We start from the raw sequence: 15,734 nt of genomic DNA on the forward strand, positions 1-15,734 counted from the left end.
TTACTGCACGGACTTTGTATATTGAGGTTGAAATATTAATATCCTCTGATAGCTTTAATTCCCGGAAGAACTTTTCCTTCTATGAATTCAAGCAAAGCACCACCGCCAGTAGATACATAAGATACCTGATCGGCTAGGTTGAACTTGTTAACCGCAGCAACAGAGTCACCACCACCTACAAGGGAGAATGCTCCGGCTTTAGTTGCAGTAGCAATTGCTTTAGCAACAGTTTCTGTACCGTGAGCGAAGTTGTCGAATTCGAATACGCCCACAGGACCATTCCAAAGGATAGTTTTAGAAGCCATGATTACATCAGTGAATTCTTTTTCACCTTTAGGGCCTATGTCGAAACCAGACCATCCGTCAGGGATATTGTCGGCATCTGTAAATTGTGTATTTGCATCGTTTGCAAACTTGTCGCCAAGCTTGGCATCGCTGGCGATAACCAGGTTTACTCCGTTAGCCTTAGCTTTAGCCATAATGTCTTTAGCCAGTTCCAGTTTGTCGTCTTCGCAAAGAGAATTACCGATCTTGCCGCCATTCGCTTTTTCGAATGTGAAAGCCATACCACCACCGATGATAAGGTTGTTCACTTTGTCTAGCAGGTTTTCGATGATATCTATTTTAGAAGATACTTTCGATCCACCGATGATTGCAGTGAACGGACGTGCAGTTTCTTTCATTACTTTCTCTACAGCGTCTATTTCTTTCTGCATCAGATAACCGAACATTTTGTGTTCAGCATCGAAGTAATCCGCGATAAGCGCAGTAGAAGCATGTGCACGGTGAGCCGTTCCGAAAGCGTCATTTACATATACATCTGCATAAGATGCAAGTGTCTTTGTAAATTCTTTCTGGCTTTCTTTGATAGCTTTCTTTGCAGCAGCTTTTACGTCATCGCTTGCATCATCGGCCAATCCGCGAGGTTTGCCTTCTTCTTCAGCATAGAAGCGGAGGTTTTCAAGCAAAAGAGCTTCGCCCGGTTGAAGAGCAGCAGCTTTTATTCCGGCTTCTTCACCTACACAGTCGTTAGCGAATTGCACGTCAACTCCCAGAAGTTTAGATACGTGAGCAAGGATATGTTTCAGCGAATATTTTTCTTCTACACCTTTAGGACGTCCAAGGTGAGATGCAATGATCGGGCTACCACCGTCGGCTATGATTTTTTTTAGTGTAGGCATAGCTGCACGGATACGAGTGTCGTCTGTGATGTTGAAATCTGCATCTAGAGGCACATTGAAGTCAACTCTGACGAACGCTTTCTTTCCTGAAAAATTGAATTTGTCAATTGTAATCATGATTGTCTGTAATTAAATATAATTAATATAATTGATTATCAGTGTATTGTTTGCTTGGATTTCCTATCCTTAAAAGCGGTACAAATATACTAAATTCTATGGAAGATTTTTTGCTTCAAAATGAAATTATCGTGAAATTTGCCTGAATCTATATATTATGTTGTTATTTGTGAGTCAGACTTGACAAAAGTAATATCTTTGCTGAAAAAAGAATATGACCGAATTGTTAGCCTACGGATTATTGGTTTTCACATCTTTCTTTACTCTTATAAACCCTATCAGCGCTATGCCTGTTTTTCTCGGGCTTACTTCCGATATGGAACCGAAAGACAGGGTTGCTGTGGCAAAACGGGCAGTGGTGGTTTCGCTGATTATCGTGTTGGTCTTTGCTTTTTCCGGGCAGTTTTTGTTCAGAGTATTTGGTATATCTGTCAACAGTTTCCGGATAGTAGGCGGCGCCATTTTCTTCGTTGTCGGTTTCGATATGCTTAATGCCCGGTTGTCGCCGATTAAGGCAAAGGGATCAGAGATAAAGCAGACAATCAAAGATATCGCTATTACACCACTAGCCATACCGATGCTTTGCGGCCCAGGGGCAATAACGAATGCTATCGTCTTGATGGAAGATGCGGATAGTATATTGCTAAAAGTAACTTTTGTAGTAGCACTATGTCTTATGTTGCTGGTTACTTATCTCATTCTTATCAGTTCATCAAAACTGATAAAACGGTTTGGCGAAACCGGTATCAATGTAATGATGCGTCTGATGGGACTTATAGTGATGGTAATAGCAGTTGAGTTTTTCCTGGCAGGGATAAGGCCATTTTTAGAGAGCCTTTTCAATTAAGGAGTCTTCTTTTTCTTCTGTTTCGAAAAGAAGCTTTTCTGCTTTATTATAATCTTCAATAATTATAATAGTGATTATACAGAGTGTGGTTTCTATTGCTGAATTTATTACTGACAGGAATAAATTGGAACCGGTGTCAATGGATGAAAAACTCCATTCGATTCTGAATGATATGCTTCCGAATATGAGGCTGAATATCCATATTGTCCACCATCCTTTAACATAATCTGTTTTCAGCCGTTCTGTATATGGCTCCTTACTATTGAACAAAAGATACTGGTCTGTTTTTATATATAGTTCTTTCATAATCCTGTATGGAACAAACAGATTTATGATTGGAATAAACCAAGCTCCGGCTGCCCATCCATTAGAATATTCGAGTTTATTCATCTTCTTTTCAAGATTGTAATAAGCTCTTCTGAACCACTGAATGAATGTTATAGCCGATGCTATTACCGCCAGAAATGTCAATATCGCTGTATAGCCCTCAACTGATGCTATTATAAAAAAAGTGTTTTCAGAAATGTATTCTTTGGGTATAATTTCATAACTAACCATTAATTGGATAATCTCCAAAATAAGTGTTATTGCGCATGTTATCATTACAATCCATATTAAAGCGATGGCGTTTTTTGCTCTTTGGGAGTTAGACCTTAATTCATCCATATGTGTATTTCTTATATTAGATTTGATTATGACATAAAACTATAAAAATAAGTGATATAATGCATACACTATACTCTATTTAATTTATCGGCTTAAATACTTCGTTCCGCTTAATTTTTTTTAACTCCGAATTATCGGTTTTCAGATTTAACATTTCTATTTTTGTCGTGCTTAGTAAAATAGGAGTGATATGCCCGTAAAATATCGGGGGCTAATCTGAGTTTACTAATTATAATTGAGGAAAATCAAACAATAAATATAAACGCAAAATAGTATAACAGTATGGCGCAAGTTGACATTCGAGAACTTACCGAAAGGATACAGAGTAAAAGCTCATTTGTAGAATCTCTCACAATGGGTATGGATAAAGTGATTGTGGGACAAAAACATCTCGTAGAATCACTTTTGATAGGTCTTTTAGCTGATGGGCATATCCTGCTTGAAGGGGTGCCGGGTTTGGCAAAGACTCTGGCAATAAAATCTTTGGCTTCGCTCATCGATGCTAAGTATAGTCGTATACAGTTTACTCCCGACCTATTGCCTGCCGATGTTATCGGAACAATGATCTACAGCCAGAAAAACGAAGAGTTCTTCGTAAAACACGGACCTGTATTTTCAAATTTTGTATTGGCAGATGAAATAAACCGTGCTCCTGCCAAAGTACAGAGTGCATTACTCGAAGCCATGCAGGAACGCCAGGTGACAATTGGAGAAAAGACATATAAATTACCGTCCCCATTCCTGGTAATGGCAACTCAGAACCCTATTGAGCAGGAAGGTACTTATCCGCTTCCGGAAGCACAGGTAGACCGTTTCATGCTGAAAGTAGTGATAAATTACCCGAAGAAAGAAGAGGAAAAATTAATCCTGAGAAACAACCTGACAGGAGACTATGGTAAATTAACTCCGGTAATGAAAGCGGATGAAATCATTGGAGCCCGCGAAGTAGTGAAAGATGTTTATCTGGACGAAAAGATAGAGAAATATATTGTCGATATTGTATTTGCTACACGTTTCCCTGAGGAAAACGGATTGACATCGCTAAAAGGAATGATCGGTTTCGGAGCATCACCGCGTGCATCTATCAGTCTGGCTTTGGCTTCGCGTGCATATGCATTTATCAAACGCAGAGGTTACGTTATCCCTGAGGATATTCGTGCAGTATGCCACGACGTATTGCGCCACCGTATCGGACTGACATATGAAGCGGAAGCTAATAATACGAACTCCGATGAGATTATTAGCGAAATTTTGAATAAAATCGAAGTGCCTTGATCAGTAAATAGTTGACAGTAAACAGTAATCAGTACAAAGATGATTCAAAAAGATAGTATAGTTTATGAGAAGGCTTATTCATTTGCAATAAAAATTGTAGGATTGCATAAATCCTTAAACGGAAAGAATGAATATATCTTGTCGAAACAAATACTTAGATGCGGAACATCTGGTGCAAATATTGCTGAAGCTAATGGTGCAATATCGCATGCCGATTTTTCGGCAAAAATGAGTATTGCATACAAAGAAGTGCTGGAAACTAAATACTGGTAATCCTTACTTAAGGATACTAATTACTTGGAATTTGATACTTTCACAGAGATATATAAAGATGTGGATGAAATCGCAAGAATATTATTTTCGATACTAAAAACAACCAGAATAAAGTGACGGAAAATATAGTGTACGATACTGTTTACTGTTTACTGTTTACTGTTTACTGAATTTATGGAAACAAGCGAATTATTAAAAAAAGTACGTCAGATTGAAATAAAGACCCGTGGTTTGTCCCGCAATATATTTGCAGGACAATACCATTCAGCTTTTAAAGGCAGGGGGATGGCTTTTTCAGAGGTACGTGAATACCAGTATGGAGATGATATCCGTGACATAGACTGGAATGTGACGGCCCGCTACAACAAACCTTTTATTAAGGTATTTGAAGAGGAGCGGGAACTGACGGTTATGCTTCTTGTGGATGTGTCTGCCAGTCAGGATTTCGGAACAAGGGATTCACTAAAGCGCGATATGGTTACGGAAATTGCAGCAACTCTCGCATTTTCTGCCATACAGAACAATGATAAAATCGGGGTGATTTTCTTTTCCGACAAGATAGAAAAATTCATTCCTCCCAAGAAGGGGAAGAAGCATATACTATATATTATCCGGGAGTTGATAAACTTTCAGGCAGACAGTGCTAAAACCGATGTGGGAATGGCTCTTAAATATCTGACGAATGTTATCAAAAAACGCTGCACAACATTTATGATATCCGACTTTATAGATATACAGGATTATAATAATGCCCTGACTATAGCCAATCGTAAACACGACATAGTTGCTTTGCAGGTTTATGATAATCTCGAAACCCAACTTCCGAGTGTGGGGCTTATGAAAGTAATGGATGCAGAGACCGGGACAGAACGTTGGGTGGATACTTCGTCCAAGAGAGTACGTCAGGTATATCAGGACTGGTGGAAAAAGCAGCAGGAGAATATGCAGACGTCGTTTAACCGGAGTAAAGTAGATAATGTATCAGTGCGTACTGATGAGGATTATGTAAAGGCATTAATGGCCTTGTTTAAGAAGAGAAGCTAACAGAATTTACTAATGAGTCAATTTGCCAATAAAAGAATTGGCATATCGGCACATTAAAAAATTGGCACATTATAACATATGTTGAAACTAAAAAATATACTATTGCTTGGCTTGCTTTGCTGCCTGAGTTTTTCGCTATCGGCGCAGAAGTCGACAGTAAGGGCAACAATACAGCCGTCGGATATCCTGATCGGGGAACAGGCAATCATTAATGTAGAGGTTATTGCACCAAAAGGGCGGGATATCATTTTCCCTCTTTATCCGGATACCCTTATAACAGGTATCGAGGTATTGAAGATGCTGAAACCGGATACGGTAATGACAGAGGTGATGACTATCAGTCAGAAATATGTTGTGACTTCATTCGATTCCACGCTATACCATGTACCTTACATGCAGGTGATAGATGGTGTGGATACGCTTCGTACAAACGATTTTGGGCTGAAAGTTTCCGCGCCGCAATTATCGGAGCAATCTTTGGCATATCTCGAGCAATTGAAGAATCATCAGACTGATTCCATAGACTTCGAAAAGCTTCAGATATCGGATATAAAAACAGTGCAAGATCCGCCATTTGTATGGCAGGACTATCTTGAATATTTGTATATACCTCTGATTATACTATTAATCCTTGCACTTATAGGGCTTGCTGTTTACTTCTATATACGGAAGAGGAATAAAGGATATTTCTTTACCCCGAAAATTGTTTTGCCTCCTCATGTGGTCGCATTACAGGGACTGGATAAGCTGAAAACGTCTAAACTATGGCAGAAAGGGCAGGAGAAGGAATATTATACCGAGCTTACAGATATTCTTCGTGAATATATAGATAAACGCTTCAGCATAGATGCACCGGAAATGATCTCGGATGATATTATTGCTTCGGTACATTTGGCTACAGATACAAAATCGGCTACAGATGGCTTGTCGCAGATACTGAAACTAGCTGATCTGGTTAAGTTTGCCAAATACACTCCGTTTGCCGACGAGAACGACCTGAGTTTGGTAAATGCTTACCTGTTCGTCAATCAGACTAAGATAGAAGAGCGCCAGACACTGGAAGAGCAAAAGGATAGCTTGACGGAGAGTCAGGCACCGAAAGAAAAAGAAAACAAAGAAGATAAAAAACAAAGCTAAAGATATGATGGATATAGTATATGCCAATCCGAAATACTTATACTTACTCTTATTGCTGATACCGCTGATTGTGTGGTACATCATTAAGTTGAGGAAGATGCAGGCTACATTTAAGATGTCTTCAGGCTTTGCCTTTGAGAAAGCACCTTCTACAATTAGAGTTTATTTGCGACACTTTCCGTTTTTGCTACGGGTGATTGCGATTGCACTGGTTATAATCGTTCTGGCGCGTCCGCAGAGTGTCAATTCTTCGGATGTTTCAAATTCTGAGGGAATTGATATTGTGATGGCTCTCGATATTTCGGGTACGATGATGGCGCAGGATTTTTCGCCTACACGCCTCGAAGCGGCAAAGAAGGTTGCCGCAGAATTTATAAATGACAGGCCTAACGACAGGATCGGTCTGGTCATATTCGGAGGAGAAAGTTTTACTCAATGCCCGCTGACAACGGATCACAAGGTATTGTTGAACTTACTCACAGAGGTTAAATTCGGAATGATAGAAGATGGTACTGCCATCGGTCTGGGTTTAGCTAATTCTGTAAACCGCTTGAAAGACAGTAAGTCCAAATCGCGGGTTGTAATACTTTTAACTGATGGTTCCAATAATGCCGGACAAATTGCACCTTTAACGGCAGCCGAACTGGCGGCGTCTTATGATATACGTGTTTATACCATAGGGATTGGTTCCAGAGGGACGTCTACAGCAAGGATAATGACACCTTACGGCTTGCAGAGTATGCAGGTGTCAGGCGACTTTGACGAGCGCACTCTGACGGAGATAGCAGCCATTACCAAAGGGCAATACTTCCGTGCGACGGACAATACCAGTCTGAGTGCAATATACGACGAAATAGACCAAATGGAAAAAACTCATATAAGTGTAAACACTGTAACCAAGCGTAAAGAACTTTACATGCCATTTGCCATTTTTGCTTTGGCTCTGGTAGGACTGGAATTGGTTCTTCGTCGGACTTGGTTGAGGAATATACCTTAAAAAGTGAAAAGTGAAAAATTAAGAATTAAGAGTTAAGAATTAAGAATGGCGCGAGGCGACAAAGCTCATAACTTATAATTTATAACTCATAACTTGTATAAGAAATATGTTTAAGTTTGCGAATCCTGAATATCTGTATTTATTCTTTGCGATACCTGTTTTTGTAATAGGTTTTATCTTTCTGAATATAAGAAAGAGAAAAAGTGTGGAGAAACTGGGAACACTTGCCTTGGTAAAAAGAATGATGCCTGAACTTTCATTGAAACGATCGTATCTGAAATTCTGGCTTATACTTGTCGCCATAGGTTTCGGCATAGTTGTCCTTGCACGCCCGCAGTTTGGAACAAAAGTGGAGAAGGTAGACAAGAAAGGGATAGAACTGGTTATTGCCATCGACGTATCTAATTCGATGATGGCTGAAGATATAAAACCGAGCAGATTAGCTAAAGCAAAGCAAATGCTGACCCGTATTATCGATGAACGCAGGGATGATAAAGTGGCTATCGTTGTATTTGCCGGAGAGGCTTTTATTCAATTGCCACTTACTCCTGATAACCAGTCTGCGAAATTGTTTTTGGAAACGATCGACCCCAGTCTTGTGCCTGTTCAGGGAACAGCGATCGGCAGCGCAATAGATATCAGCATGAGTTGTTTTTCTAACGATACGGATATAGATAAAGCTATTGTCCTGATTACCGATGGAGAAGGGCATGAAGGTGATGCAGAAGGAGCAGCCGCGCGCGCAGCCGATCAGGGAGTGCATGTGAATGTTGTGGGTATAGGTACAACGGAAGGTGCGATGATTCCGGTTTCACCGGGTTCTAACAATATGAAACGTGACACACAAGGGCAACCGGTTGTGACAAAGCTGAATGAAGAGATGTGCCGCCAGATAGCAAAAGCCGGAAAAGGGCTTTATGCACATGCTGATAATTCGAATAGTGCACTGAAAAGCCTGCAAGCAGAGTTGGAAAAATTGCAGAAAAAAGAAATAGATGGAATAGCATATTCCGAATATGACGAAAAATATCAGATTTTCGCCTGGGTTATGCTGGCTCTGCTTCTACTTGAGATATGTGTGTTTGAGAAGAAGAACAGGATATTCCGTAATATCAGGTTGTTTAAATAAAGTGAATCTGTATTTAAATCCGGGTGTTACTTTCTTTATATAACTTTATCTATATATACAGATAACAAGCGTGTTATCGATAAAAAGTAACAGTGCGTAAAAGTATAAAAATGTGTAACCTTTGTTACTTTTTAACAAGTAGTAAGTTTTAAGTAATAAGTGGGAGGTATAAGTAGACGAGATACGAGATACAAGTTGTTCACTGATGACTGTTTACTGTTAACTGATATATCTGTTACCTTTGTTACCTTTTCAACTACTAATTGGCATAAATAAGTAAAAAAGTATTCTTAATTGAGACTGTGAACGAGATGATGAAAAAGATTATATTCATAACATTATTAGCATTAGTAACTATCAGCCTATCCGCCCAAAAGGGAGTTAGAAAGGCTGTGCGGACGGGTAATAAGGCATATAATGAACAACGATATGGTGCTGCTGAAACCGAATACACCAATGCGCTGAAAGAAAATGCAAGTTCGAAAGAAGCTTCTTTCAATCTGGCTAACACATATTATAAGCAGCAGAGGTGGGATGATGCACTGAAAGAATATCAGCATTATCTGACTTTGGAGAGTGAAGATCAAACAAAGATGAGTTCGGCCTGGAGTAATATGGGTAATACATTCCTGAAAAAGAAAGGAAATGAAAAAGGACAGCAAATGCAGATGGCTCAGGGAGGACAACCTCAGCAGGGTGGGGGACAGCAAGCGGATAATCTGAAGCAGTCGATGGAAGCCTATAAGAATGCCTTACGCCTGAATCCTAAAGATGAAGAAACCCGCTACAATCTGGCAGTGGTTCAGAAAATGATAAAAGATAAAGAAGACCAGAATAAAGATAATAAGCAAGACCAGAATAAGGATCAAAAACAAGATCCGAAACAAGACCCTAAGCAAGATCCGAAACAGGATCCTAAGCAGGATAAGCAAGACCAGAAGCAGGATCAGAATCAAATGTCGCAGCAAAATATGCAACAGATACTTCAGGCTTTGGAACAAGACGAGAAAGAAACACAAGAACGTGTAAAACAGGCTAAAGCTCAGGAGCGAAAACAAAAGAACGAAAATAACAGAAAGCAAAATAAAGACTGGTAATGAAGAGAAAAGGATATAGCTATTCAATTTGTCGGTTTTGCTTGTCAGTTGTATTACTATTCCCCTTTCTGTCGGTGGCTGTTGGCCAAAGTGTTAAGGTAAACGTCAAAGCTCCCGAGACAGTATTTATCGGGGAACAGTTCAGAGTGGACTATGTAGTTGAAAGTGATGATGATGTAAGAGAGCCGGTAATAATAAAGAATATGGAAGGTTTCTCCATATTATATGGCCCGTCTGTATCATCGACAAGGGCAGTCCGTTTTAATAACGGCAAACGAATAACGGTCTACACCACTACATCTTCCTATTATCTGGAAGCCTCCAGAGAAGGTAAATACACTTTACCCCGCGCTGAAATAACGGTAAATAGCAAGAAATATAAAGCGGAGTCCGTTAAAGTAGAAGTGAAATCGCCGAAAGATGCGGCGGACGAGGTCGATGCTTTTGTAAAAACAACTGTATCCCGAACAAGTGTAAGCCTGTCAGATACATTGACGCTTACATACAGATTATATACAACTAAAGAAATTAAGCGTATAATAAGTGCGGATTTTCCTGTTATCAAAGATTTTTATACCACTAACATAACACGTTCTCGTCAAACCTTTAGAGATGAGGAGGTGAATGGCAAAACCTATAAGGTTGTCGAACTTAGGCGCTTAATCCTTCAGCCGCGTAATCAGGGACAGATGACTATTCCCGAAGGGCAGGTATCGGTAGAATATTCTACCCCGACAGGCAGAAGGGTACGTGATATGTGGGGAGATGTGTATGATGAGACAATAAGAAGTGAAAAATCTTTAATACTAGAACCCGTAATAATACGGGTACAAGACCTGAAAGCAATATAAATAAACGTTGATATTCAATATTACACTTTAAAGTTATGATTTTCGATGAATGTTATACTGGAATGGACGAACTATGTTTGATGGCACAAAGTGTAGTCAATAAGTAGGTCTGTGACCTTAAAGTTATTATTTTTGTATTCTGAATAAATATAGACCTAACGAAAAAGAGTAAATAGAGTAATGAAAAAGTATCTGATTTTATTGACATTATTACTCATAAGCATTTCAAAGATATGTGCTGATAACATCACCTTTGTTATTAGTGCCCCTGCTACTACAGTGAAGGGTGCGCAAATACAGCTGCAGTATGTGTTGAAAGGTGGCGAAGGCAGGGAAATCCATGTGCCGGATGAAATAAAGGGCTTTGACGTGCTTTATGGGCCATCTGTTTCACAAATGTATAGTTCTTCAAACATCAACGGGAAAGTGACCTCGGAGAGTAATATAACCTATACGTACCTATTGTTGGCTAAAGAAGAAGGCACCTTTACCTTACCTTCAGCATCAGTAAAAGTAGGTGGTAGTAATTATAAATCGAATACTGCCCAAATAAAGGTCTTACCTCCCGATAAGAATGCCCAGCCACAACAGCCCGGGCAGCAGGTGAAAGCGACAACGTCTTCTTCTACAGCCGGAAATGTCAATCCGAATGATGCTTTTGTAAGGGCGATATTCTCTAAAACTAAGGTGAAAGAACAGGAAGCGGTGACTGTAACATTCCGTTTCTACACAGTACTGAATATAAGAGATGTAGGGAAGATACAATTTCCTGAATTTGAAGGCTTCATGACCGAGGATTTCGAACTTCCGGCAAATCGCCAGATGGCTTTGGAGCATTATAACGGACGTAACTATTATACTGTAGATGTAAAGAAAACGCTCTTGTTTCCTCAACGGTCGGGTAAAATGACGATACCGTCGGGTACAATGGAAATCGTATTCGAAGTGGCTTCAGGTAAAAAGGTGCAGACGTTTTTCGGCCCTCAGGAAGTAATGACCGAGTCTAAAAAAACACTGAAGACAACACCTGTTACAGTCGATGTATCCGCACTTCCGATACAAAACAAGCCTGCTAATTTTTCAGGAGGAGTGGGCGACTTTTCCTTCAAACCGTCCATATCTGCAGAAAAGATTAAGGCAAACGACGCTGTTACTATCAAGCTGGATATAACAGGGACAGGGAATCTGAAGCTTATAAAGAACCCTGAAGTCAAGTTCCCGAAAGATTTCGAAACTTATGATCCGAATGTAAAGAATGATTTTAAGTTAACCGAGAATGGGCTGTCGGGTACAAAATCGATAGAGTATATGTTTATTCCCCGTTATCCGGGTAAATTTACAATACCGGCTATTGAATTTTCCTACTTCGATACCAGAAGCGGTTCTTATAAGACCGTTTCGTCCCCTTCATATACGCTGGATGTAGATAAGGATCCGAATGCGGGAAAGAATGTGTCTACCAGTTATTCGAGTCAGAAAGAACTTGAAATGGAGCAGGATATCCGTTATCTTAAAATAGGAAATTATTCATTTACAGACCCTCAGAGTTTCTTTGTAGGTTCCCTTTCATATCTTCTGTGGTATCTGATTCCGTTAGTACTGTTTATTGCGTTTACAATAGCATACAGGAAACAGATAAAGGCGAATGCCGATATAGCGATGATGCGTACCAAGAAAGCGAATAAGGTGGCGACCAAGCGCCTTAAGCTGGCTAAGAAATATTTGCAGATGCAGCAGAAAGATAGTTTCTATGAAGAAATCCTGCGTGCTGTATGGGGTTATCTGAGTGATAAATTGACGATCCCGGTTGCAGACCTGAATAGGGAGAATATTGAAATTGAATTGTTGAAATACGGTGTGGGTGATGATCTTATAAGCCAGTTTATAGATATATTGGATACAGGGGAATTTGCCCGTTATGCGCCGTCCGAATCGGGGCATGCAATGGATGATCTCTACAATAATACAGTAGATGCTATCGGTAAAATGGAAAGTACAATTAAGAAAATAAAATAAGGTCTGATGAAACGAATCATATTATCTTGCCTGTTCATATTCGCTATATATTCTGTTGCTTATGCACAGGACTCAATCCCCGCTGTGAGTGATTCGCTGGCAACTGCAAAAGGAAGCCGGAATCAAACCGAAACGTCTTCCGACCCGGCCACAACAGCTTACAATGAAGGCGATTTCCGTAAGGCAATTGAAATACTGGAAGCTCAGAAGAACGAACAATTGGAAAACGGGTTGGAGTCAGCCCAATTGTATTATAACTTAGGTAATGCTTATTTCAGGGTGAATGACTTGGCTCATGCCCGCCTGAACTATGAAAAAGCCATGTTGCTTGATCCGGGAGACCGGGATACACGCCACAATATTGAATATCTGTCTACCAAAATAGAGGATAAGATATTGGTAGCCGATACATTCTTTCTCAGCATATGGTTCAGGGCTGTTCAGAATTTATTCAGTTCGAATACTTGGGCCGTCATAGCAGTGGTTTCGTTTCTTCTGTTGATGGGATGCTTATCGGTCTTCTTCTTTAGTCGTTATGTTTCCATGAAGAAAACTGCCTTCTATATAGGACTCGCTGCATTGGTTATTGTTATACTTGCAAACGTATTCTCTTTCGGTCAGAAGAATAAGATCGAGCATAGGGATACAGCCGTTATCATGGCTGGTTCGGCATCTGTGGTCAGCTCTCCCGATATTAACAGTAAAGAACTCTTCATATTACACTCAGGAACAAAAGTATATATAACAAAAGAGGACCGTAACTGGCTTGAGATTGAAATAGATAACGGCAGTGTAGGCTGGATTCAGCGCGACAAACTGGAAATAATATAATCCCTTAAAACCTGAAAAACACATAGATGAGTCTTGTAGAAAAAATATTGCCATATGAGCGTAACCTGTTTCTGTGGCTGAATGATCACCATACTGACTATTGGGACACATTTATGTGGATATATAGTGGTAAACTTATCTGGTTACCTTTGGCTATTACCGGCCTTGTAGTATTTGTATATAAGATAAAATGGAAAGAGGCTCTTTTGTTATTGCTCTGTGCTACATTAGTTGGACTTCTTTGTGACTTTGTCTCGGCAAATCTTATCAAGCCCTATTTTGAGCGATTGCGACCTACACATCATCCCGATTTTGAGGCCTTTGTGGAAGTAGTAAAAGGATATCGCGGAGGACGTTACGGGTTTATTTCCAATCATGCGGCCAACGGCTTTGGAGTCGTGGCTTTCACATCCCTGCTATTCCGCTATAGATATCTCACTCTTACGATGATATTATGGGCTGCAACAACGGCATATTCACGTATTTATCTGGGCGTTCATTTTATCTCTGATGTTGTCGGAGGGGCTATTTGGGGCACTTTAATAGGCTTTTTGGTGTATTATATATATTTAACCTCTCGCCGGTATATTCTGAAAGTTCCTAAAGAGGAGGTTAGAATGCCAGTCTATAGCAAAGAAAGAGCAAAGATATTAGTCGGCGCAATATTACTTACGGTAGTATCAATTGCTATATATAGTGCAATATTTGATATTCCTTCATAAAATCCATTGTTTTTCAAAAAAGAATTTTATAACTTTAGAACATATTCCTAATCATTTACCATTTAAAACTTAGAGAGTATGACTAGAGTTATTACATTTTCAGAGCTTCGCAAAATCAAGGATAGTTTACCGGATGGAAGCATACATCAGATAGCTGATACTTTACAAATTCCTGTAGAAACAGTCTGGAACTACTTCGGAGGATACAGTTACGAAAAAGGGCAAAGTTGTGGAGTACATATAGAACCCGGGCCGGACGGAGGTTATGTTTCACTCGATGATACTACTATTTTGGATATGGCTTTAGAAATGATGGAAGCGAAGGAAGCTTAAGAAAAAATACAGAGATGAATGCCAAAAGTGTTCATCTCTTTTAAAATAAGTACAACAACAATAAATATATACAGCAATGGGAGATAAACTGGTAACACTTGCGATTCACACAAACGAAAAAGCCCAGATATTGAAAGGCGTACTGGAAAGTGAGAATATTGAAGTCCATATCAATGATGTGGATTTGGATAATCCGGGAGTATCGCCCGGCGTTCGTATCCGTATCAAAGAATCCGATCTGCCCAAAGCCCTGAGTGTAGTGGAGAGCCGACACCTATTTAGCTACGATGAGGAAGAAACATATAGGACTGATGACGGGCGTAAACGCATTCTTATACCAGTCGATTTTTCCGATTACTCACTTAAAGCATGCAAAATAGCCTTTAATCTGGCTCGTGATCTCAACGCGAAAGTAAAGATACTTCATGTATATTTCAATCCATACTATCCCACAGCCTTGCCCATGGCCGAAGCATTTGCCTATCAGGGAAAGGAAGAGAAGGAATTCCAGAATATTATAGAGAAAGTAAAGGAAAATATCCAGAAATTATGTAATACGATAGACCAAAAGGTTTCGGAAGGAGAATTTCCTTCTGTAAACTATTCCTATGTATTACGTGAGGGTTTGCCGGAGGAAGAAATAGTGACCTTTACCAAGGAGTATAAACCGACACTGATAATTATGGGGACCAGAGGTAAGGATCAGAAAGATGCCGATCTCATCGGTAGCGTAACTGCTGAGGTAATAGAAATGACTCACGTTCCATTAGTTGCCATTCCGGAAAATACACCTTTTGCCGATTTGAGGGAAGTGAAGAAGATGGCATTTCTTACAAACTTCAGCCAGAGGGACTTGATCTCATTCGATTTGCTGGCAAAACTCTTACAACCATATAGCGATGTACAGATCGTACTTACCCATATAGCCGTAAAGAAGGGTGACCGATGGGACGAAATAAAACTTGCAGGAATCAAAGACTATTTCAGTAAGCAATATCCGGGGTTAAACCTCGACTATAAGTTGATCGACACCAATGATATGCTCAAGAGTCTGGACGAATATATAAAGAATGACAAAATACAGATATTATCTCTGACCACCAGTAAGCGGAATATCTTTGCCCGTATGTTTAGTCCGAGTATCTCGCGTAAGATGCTGTTTCACTCCGATACACCTTTGTTGGTACTAAGAGGATAAAATGCTAGACATATCATATA

The 15,734-nt window shown here is 39.8% G+C and carries 16 protein-coding genes; 14 read left to right on the plus strand and 2 right to left on the minus strand.

The genetic code is table 11. The features are described from left to right. Positions 1-35: 35 nt before the first annotated feature. A complete protein-coding gene (locus QZL88_RS16565) occupies positions 36-1,298 on the minus strand; it encodes a phosphoglycerate kinase (RefSeq protein WP_296942926.1) in 1,263 nt (420 codons plus the stop codon). Between the two features lie 214 nt (positions 1,299-1,512). Here QZL88_RS16565 and QZL88_RS16570 point away from each other — a divergent pair, with 214 nt between their 5' ends. Then, on the plus strand, positions 1,513-2,145 hold the full coding sequence (locus QZL88_RS16570; RefSeq protein ID WP_044216073.1) for a MarC family protein: 633 nt from the start codon (positions 1,513-1,515) through the stop codon (positions 2,143-2,145). Here QZL88_RS16570 and QZL88_RS16575 read toward each other — a convergent pair. Further along, positions 2,125-2,811 carry a DUF4328 domain-containing protein gene (locus QZL88_RS16575; RefSeq protein ID WP_296942928.1) on the minus strand — a complete coding sequence of 229 codons (687 nt, stop codon included), beginning with the start codon at positions 2,809-2,811 and terminating at the stop codon, positions 2,125-2,127. The two genes, QZL88_RS16570 and QZL88_RS16575, sit on opposite strands and share 21 nt — an antisense overlap. A gap of 282 nt (positions 2,812-3,093) precedes the next feature. Between QZL88_RS16575 and QZL88_RS16580 the strand changes: the two genes are divergently transcribed. From QZL88_RS16580 to QZL88_RS16640, 13 genes are all read left to right on the plus strand, one after another. Further along, the gene (locus QZL88_RS16580; RefSeq protein ID WP_006799777.1) at positions 3,094-4,086 is read left to right on the plus strand and encodes an AAA family ATPase; all 993 of its coding nucleotides are present in this window, start codon (positions 3,094-3,096) and stop codon (positions 4,084-4,086) included. A 39-nt stretch (positions 4,087-4,125) separates the two neighbouring features. Then, positions 4,126-4,359: a four helix bundle protein gene (locus QZL88_RS16585; RefSeq protein WP_296942931.1), complete on the plus strand. Its 234-nt coding sequence runs from the start codon at positions 4,126-4,128 to the stop codon at positions 4,357-4,359. 174 nt (positions 4,360-4,533) lie between these two features. Beyond that, positions 4,534-5,403 (plus strand): DUF58 domain-containing protein, encoded by an 870-nt coding sequence (locus QZL88_RS16590; protein ID WP_296942933.1) that lies wholly within the window; start codon positions 4,534-4,536, stop codon positions 5,401-5,403. Between the two features lie 78 nt (positions 5,404-5,481). After that, on the plus strand, positions 5,482-6,540 hold the full coding sequence (locus QZL88_RS16595; protein ID WP_006799774.1) for a hypothetical protein: 1,059 nt from the start codon (positions 5,482-5,484) through the stop codon (positions 6,538-6,540). Between the two features lie 13 nt (positions 6,541-6,553). Then, on the plus strand, positions 6,554-7,537 hold the full coding sequence (locus QZL88_RS16600) for a VWA domain-containing protein (RefSeq protein ID WP_296945117.1): 984 nt from the start codon (positions 6,554-6,556) through the stop codon (positions 7,535-7,537). A 106-nt stretch (positions 7,538-7,643) separates the two neighbouring features. Next, positions 7,644-8,666, plus strand: a complete 1,023-nt coding sequence (locus QZL88_RS16605; protein WP_296942936.1) for a VWA domain-containing protein — start codon at positions 7,644-7,646, stop codon at positions 8,664-8,666. A gap of 311 nt (positions 8,667-8,977) precedes the next feature. Then, positions 8,978-9,763, plus strand: coding sequence for a tetratricopeptide repeat protein (locus QZL88_RS16610; protein ID WP_296942938.1), 786 nt, complete (start codon positions 8,978-8,980; stop codon positions 9,761-9,763). Beyond that, entirely contained in the window at positions 9,763-10,614 is an 852-nt protein-coding gene (locus tag QZL88_RS16615; RefSeq protein ID WP_296942940.1) for a BatD family protein, read from the plus strand. The genes QZL88_RS16610 and QZL88_RS16615 overlap by 1 nt, the downstream gene beginning before the upstream one ends. 180 nt (positions 10,615-10,794) lie before the next feature. Continuing rightward, positions 10,795-12,630 carry a BatD family protein gene (locus QZL88_RS16620; protein ID WP_296942941.1) on the plus strand — a complete coding sequence of 612 codons (1,836 nt, stop codon included), beginning with the start codon at positions 10,795-10,797 and terminating at the stop codon, positions 12,628-12,630. Positions 12,631-12,636: 6 nt separating this feature from the next. After that, the gene (locus tag QZL88_RS16625) at positions 12,637-13,461 is read left to right on the plus strand and encodes a tetratricopeptide repeat protein (RefSeq protein ID WP_296942943.1); all 825 of its coding nucleotides are present in this window, start codon (positions 12,637-12,639) and stop codon (positions 13,459-13,461) included. A gap of 26 nt (positions 13,462-13,487) precedes the next feature. Next, on the plus strand, positions 13,488-14,183 hold the full coding sequence (locus QZL88_RS16630) for a phosphatase PAP2 family protein (protein WP_296942945.1): 696 nt from the start codon (positions 13,488-13,490) through the stop codon (positions 14,181-14,183). A 78-nt stretch (positions 14,184-14,261) separates the two neighbouring features. Next, positions 14,262-14,516, plus strand: coding sequence for a DNA-binding protein (locus tag QZL88_RS16635; RefSeq protein ID WP_194224688.1), 255 nt, complete (start codon positions 14,262-14,264; stop codon positions 14,514-14,516). A 76-nt stretch (positions 14,517-14,592) separates the two neighbouring features. Next, positions 14,593-15,714: a universal stress protein gene (locus QZL88_RS16640; protein WP_296942949.1), complete on the plus strand. Its 1,122-nt coding sequence runs from the start codon at positions 14,593-14,595 to the stop codon at positions 15,712-15,714. Positions 15,715-15,734: the final 20 nt, after the last annotated feature.

The sequence above is a fragment of the uncultured Dysgonomonas sp. genome (assembly GCF_900079725.1).
In the GTDB taxonomy this organism is placed as follows: Bacteria; Bacteroidota; Bacteroidia; order Bacteroidales; family Dysgonomonadaceae; genus Dysgonomonas.

What these genes read in the sequence shown, in the direction of transcription:
- QZL88_RS16625 (WP_296942943.1), top strand. Translation starts at nt 12,637, where the DNA reads ATGAAACGAATCATATTATCTTGCCTGTTCATATTCGCTATATATTCT.
- QZL88_RS16585 (WP_296942931.1), top strand. Translation starts at nt 4,126, where the DNA reads ATGATTCAAAAAGATAGTATAGTTTATGAGAAGGCTTATTCATTTGCA.
- QZL88_RS16590 (WP_296942933.1), top strand. Translation starts at nt 4,534, where the DNA reads ATGGAAACAAGCGAATTATTAAAAAAAGTACGTCAGATTGAAATAAAG.
- QZL88_RS16570 (WP_044216073.1), top strand. Translation starts at nt 1,513, where the DNA reads ATGACCGAATTGTTAGCCTACGGATTATTGGTTTTCACATCTTTCTTT.
- QZL88_RS16620 (WP_296942941.1), top strand. Translation starts at nt 10,795, where the DNA reads ATGAAAAAGTATCTGATTTTATTGACATTATTACTCATAAGCATTTCA.
- QZL88_RS16640 (WP_296942949.1), top strand. Translation starts at nt 14,593, where the DNA reads ATGGGAGATAAACTGGTAACACTTGCGATTCACACAAACGAAAAAGCC.
- QZL88_RS16610 (WP_296942938.1), top strand. Translation starts at nt 8,978, where the DNA reads ATGATGAAAAAGATTATATTCATAACATTATTAGCATTAGTAACTATC.
- QZL88_RS16565 (WP_296942926.1), bottom strand. Translation starts at nt 1,298, where the DNA reads ATGATTACAATTGACAAATTCAATTTTTCAGGAAAGAAAGCGTTCGTC.
- QZL88_RS16575 (WP_296942928.1), bottom strand. Translation starts at nt 2,811, where the DNA reads ATGGATGAATTAAGGTCTAACTCCCAAAGAGCAAAAAACGCCATCGCT.
- QZL88_RS16605 (WP_296942936.1), top strand. Translation starts at nt 7,644, where the DNA reads ATGTTTAAGTTTGCGAATCCTGAATATCTGTATTTATTCTTTGCGATA.
- QZL88_RS16635 (WP_194224688.1), top strand. Translation starts at nt 14,262, where the DNA reads ATGACTAGAGTTATTACATTTTCAGAGCTTCGCAAAATCAAGGATAGT.
- QZL88_RS16630 (WP_296942945.1), top strand. Translation starts at nt 13,488, where the DNA reads ATGAGTCTTGTAGAAAAAATATTGCCATATGAGCGTAACCTGTTTCTG.
- QZL88_RS16615 (WP_296942940.1), top strand. Translation starts at nt 9,763, where the DNA reads ATGAAGAGAAAAGGATATAGCTATTCAATTTGTCGGTTTTGCTTGTCA.
- QZL88_RS16580 (WP_006799777.1), top strand. Translation starts at nt 3,094, where the DNA reads ATGGCGCAAGTTGACATTCGAGAACTTACCGAAAGGATACAGAGTAAA.
- QZL88_RS16595 (WP_006799774.1), top strand. Translation starts at nt 5,482, where the DNA reads ATGTTGAAACTAAAAAATATACTATTGCTTGGCTTGCTTTGCTGCCTG.